This is a genomic window from Alkalibacterium sp. (genome assembly GCF_046484155.1).
Classification (GTDB): domain Bacteria; phylum Bacillota; class Bacilli; order Lactobacillales; family Carnobacteriaceae_A; genus Alkalibacterium.
The window spans coordinates 1-4,047 of the sequence record NZ_JAWOBT010000109.1; the positions used below are offsets into that span (position 1 = coordinate 1).

General features: G+C 44.4%; 4 protein-coding genes and 1 pseudogene. All 5 read right to left on the reverse strand.

The window, feature by feature from the left end:
• Positions 1 to 389, reverse strand: a pseudogene (locus R6U02_RS07960) (hypothetical protein); the annotation flags it as partial.
• On the reverse strand, positions 390 to 1,289 hold the full coding sequence (locus R6U02_RS07965) for an ATP-binding cassette domain-containing protein (RefSeq protein ID WP_410263080.1): 900 nt from the start codon (positions 1,287 to 1,289) through the stop codon (positions 390 to 392).
• Positions 1,290 to 1,335: 46 nt separating this feature from the next.
• Positions 1,336 to 2,202: an SDR family oxidoreductase gene (locus R6U02_RS07970; protein ID WP_410263081.1), complete on the reverse strand. Its 867-nt coding sequence runs from the start codon at positions 2,200 to 2,202 to the stop codon at positions 1,336 to 1,338.
• A 38-nt stretch (positions 2,203 to 2,240) separates the two neighbouring features.
• Complete coding sequence (locus R6U02_RS07975) at positions 2,241 to 2,891, reverse strand: TetR/AcrR family transcriptional regulator (protein ID WP_410263082.1); 651 nt, start codon at positions 2,889 to 2,891, stop codon at positions 2,241 to 2,243.
• A 135-nt stretch (positions 2,892 to 3,026) separates the two neighbouring features.
• Positions 3,027 to 4,047 (reverse strand): ABC transporter permease (locus tag R6U02_RS07980; RefSeq protein ID WP_410263083.1); only part of this gene is annotated, 1,021 nt, incomplete at its 5' end.

Genomic DNA, 4,047 nt, shown 5'->3' on the forward strand with positions numbered 1-4,047 from the left:
GTGTGAGCCACTCTTCCGGTCGGTTGAGCCTGAATCAGTTCTAAAATACCGTCTTCTTCTTCGGAACGGGTATTTCTGACAACCTGTAAAATAGACATAATAGCAAACAAGACAAAACCCAACACGGTCATCATATGACTGTACATGGCGCCGATCGTATAATTGCCTTCACCGATCGACCGTCCGAACAAAGCTTCCATGGCCGGGTTTTGCATGGCGAGAGCCATAGCTTCACGTTCCGCCGGGTCGCCATAGACTTCTACGAACGCAAAGACACCGATGAATACATATAAAGCAGCTCCGAGTAACCATATACTGATTTTTACCCAATCTTTCTTTAAAGCAAAGCGAAACAAACGACTCGTCTGAGCAAATGCCTGAGAAGCCATCTAAACTCCCCCTTTAGTTGTTTCATAGTGACGCATGAACAGATCTTCGAGTTTAGGAGGGGCACTTTCTAATTTTGTGACGTGATAGGGTTCGATGAATCGTAAAAAATCTGCCATTTTATCACTATCCAGCTGGAAGATCGTCTCCCCTTTTTCATGCACGACATCGTGAGCAAACGCCTGGTCAGCCAGCAAAGGCACGTCTTCATTCGTTTTAAAGATGATTTGTGTGCGCGTCAAGTGTCTGAGTTCATCGAGCGACCCTGATTCGACGATTTTCCCCTGGCTGATTATGGCTACCGTATCACAGAGCTGTTCAACTTCCGACAGTATATGACTGGAAAGCAGAATACTGGCTCCCCTGGCTCTGACTTCACGGGCCTGCTTCTGGAAGACGCGTTCTTGCAGCGGGTCCAGGCCGGCTGTCGGTTCGTCAAAGATGTACACATCGGCATCGGCCGCAAACGCCGATATGAGAGCGACTTTCTGGCGATTCCCTTTTGAATAAGTGCGGCATTTTTTTGTCGGATCAAATTCGAAGCGTTTGATCAGTTCTTCTTTGCGCTCTTTATCCACTTTCTGTCCGCGCATGCTGAGGAATAGATCGATCACTTCGCCGCCCGTTAAATTAGGCCACAAGTTTACATCCCCTGGCACATAAGCAACGCGCTTATGGATCTCAACGGCATCATTCCAGACGTCTTGTCCAAATATCGAGGCTTGCCCGTCATCTGCCTTGATCAGACCGAGCAGGATACGAAGGGTCGTTGATTTACCCGCTCCGTTTGGACCAATAAAACCCATGATCTCTCCTTTTTGTACACTGAAGCTGACATCTGATAATGCCTGTGTCTTTCCGAATGCTTTTTTCAATCCCTTGATTTCCACGACTTTTTCCATCTACTCATCACTCCTCAGACTTAATAATTACCTCTTTACGCTGTCTCTAAACTCTTATATATTTCATCGTCATCCCCATGACTTCACGAATATCATCCTGGTTTTGACTATAGTTTGATGATGAAACTGTCTCTCTTTTTTCGTTGAAATATTTCCCTGTGACATGTTCGACCTCCGGAGAGGTTGCCAGATAAGTGTATGTTTCAGCCATTTTTTCCGGCGATATGGAAAACCTGCTTTTCACTGAATACATGCGTTTCATCACCCCCGATATATCGGGATACCTGTCTATATCGATTTTCACATTCGTCACCCTGATACAGTTGACTGTGACGGGTGTGTCCTTCAACTTTTCCGAAAGCCAGTACGTGTACATGACCTGAGCAAGTTTCGACTGATAATAAGCCTTTTCCACACTGTATTTTCTTTCTCTTAACTCCGGATCCTCCAGATCGACTTTTAAAAATGGGTGCATGATCAGGCCCTGGGAAGAAACAGTGATGATTCTTCCCTGTTCACTTTGCCTGAGTTCGTCCATTAAGAGCTCCGTCAATAAAACCGGACCGATATGATTTGTAGCCCAGACCGTTTCGACATCTTCCTTTGAAAACTGCGGTGTTTTTCTGCTGATGTCAAAGTCAGCGGCATTGTGAATGAGTATATCCAGCACCTTATGCTTTGATTTAAATGCGTTGACTGCCTTTTTTATGGATGTTTGAGAACTCAGATCTATCAGCAATAGTTCAACGTGCTCATTTTTGCTTTTATCTTTAATTTCTTTCAGCGCTGCGCTGCCTCTTTCCTCATTTCTACACCCAATGATCACCTTGATGCCAAGTTGAGCCAGTTGAATGGCTGCTGCTTTTCCGATCCCTGAATTCCCACCCGTAATTAAACACACTTTGTCTCTCATATGAAAAGCACTCCGATCTTTGCTCTTGTTTTTCAAAACTATCCGTCACTAGTGTCTTTGTAATAGATCTTTTTGAGTAAAGCCAAATAATCATAAAATTCATCGTACATTGGTTTTAAATGCTCATTCGTATACTGCTCGACGGGTTCGTGTTTTAACCGTTGCTCCAGTTCGGTACGATAACCCTCGATCGTCCAGCGGATAAAATTAAAAGAGGCTTCTTTGGGAATGTCATCTCTGAATTTGGAAAAATCGATATTCTTCGTCAGTAAACTTTCCCAAATCTTTTCAGCCTGTTCCCGTTTGGACGTCAAGTCATTTGGCAATGCGTACTTTTTTGAGTGCAACAGGACATGAGACATGAAACTAAAGGCCTGCTCATGTTTCGTATAGGCGTTCCACTTCAGGACGCTCATTTCTTCAATACGCTTGAAAAAATCCGTTTCATCAAAGTTCACTTTGCTCAGATATTCCCGGTTGGCAATGTCAAACGCCTCATCGACCAGCTGATGAAACAGGTTTTCTTTGTTGCCGAAATAATAAAATAATGTGCCTTTTCCTATCCCCGCCTCTTTAGCTATCTTGTTCGTCGAGGCATCTTTATAGCCTTTTTCACTGAACTCTTTGAACGCTGCGTTGAGTATCCTCTCCTGCTTGTCCTTTTCCAGGGATAAAAATGCATCTTTCATCGGATTTTCCTTTCTTAAAGGATTTGACCACTTCGGTCAGTTTAGACTGAAAAAAGTTGACCGCTCTGTTTATAGGCTTACTGTAGCATACCTGACCAGGGCGGTCAATCCATAACATTCTATTGTATTCGGAAATTATAAGCTGCTTTTTTCAGAGACACGTTCGATCAAATTCAGTCCGATCCCCATGAAGAGTACCCCCATGAAAAGTAAGGCAGCAATGGGCTCAAACAGCTCACTCACGGTTTTACCTTGATCCACAGCACCCATCATGCCCTGAATGCCATGTTTGATCGGCATCAGTTCGGCCAAGAACAACAGGACGCGGTTATTAACGATTTCAAGCGGCCAGAACGCTCCGCCGATCATCGCCATAGATGTGGCTACGATAGGAATAACGATCTGCAGCTGCTGAGGTGAGTCGACGAGCCCTATAATGAACATCCCTAGAGCTACGATCGCGAAGATGAAACTCAGGATAACCGCCAGCATGGCCACGTAATTCGTGCCTAAATCGACATCTATCAACTGACTCAAGATGATGAACGATAAAGTGATTTGAAAGAATCCGACTAAAAAGTAGTGCAGCATTTGCCCCATATATATTTGGGTCTTACTCAAAGGAGAAAATATGAGCCGGTTCCAGGTGCCCGTTTTCTTTTCTTCGATCAAATTTATCATAAGATAAAACACTGAGAATGCCGAGAAATAGAAGGTCATCCCCGCCAGGATGCCAACCGGAAAACCCTGACTGACAGTGGCCCCCTCACTATTCACAACGGTATTCAGTTCGATGAACGTCTGCGGTTCAAAGGGTCCTGACAAGTCATTTTCTTCCAATCGGGCAATGCGTAATTCTCTGGAAAATACCTGGTCAACATGCTGAATGATGGGAGACAGTTCCATATCCTCACGCCCGACTAAGAAGCGATAGCTCTCTTCGTTCAATTCCAGGGCGAACGATGTCTCATTCATTCGAATGCGTTCATATATGGTGTCATGATCACTTGCTTCAAAGACAAATGTATCGTCTTCATTGAGTTTAGCGATCCATTCATCCAGTTCCTCACTCGTCAGTTCTTCACTGTAAGTGCGCGTGGTGATTTTTTGATCACCTTGGCTTCCTCCTAAAAAGCTGACAAATAAGACCGTCAAT

Excerpts from the sequence above, each read along its gene's own strand:
- R6U02_RS07965 (WP_410263080.1), bottom strand. The coding sequence starts at position 1,289 with ATGGAAAAAGTCGTGGAAATCAAGGGATTGAAAAAAGCATTCGGAAAG.
- R6U02_RS07970 (WP_410263081.1), bottom strand. The coding sequence starts at position 2,202 with ATGAGAGACAAAGTGTGTTTAATTACGGGTGGGAATTCAGGGATCGGA.
- R6U02_RS07975 (WP_410263082.1), bottom strand. The coding sequence starts at position 2,891 with ATGAAAGATGCATTTTTATCCCTGGAAAAGGACAAGCAGGAGAGGATA.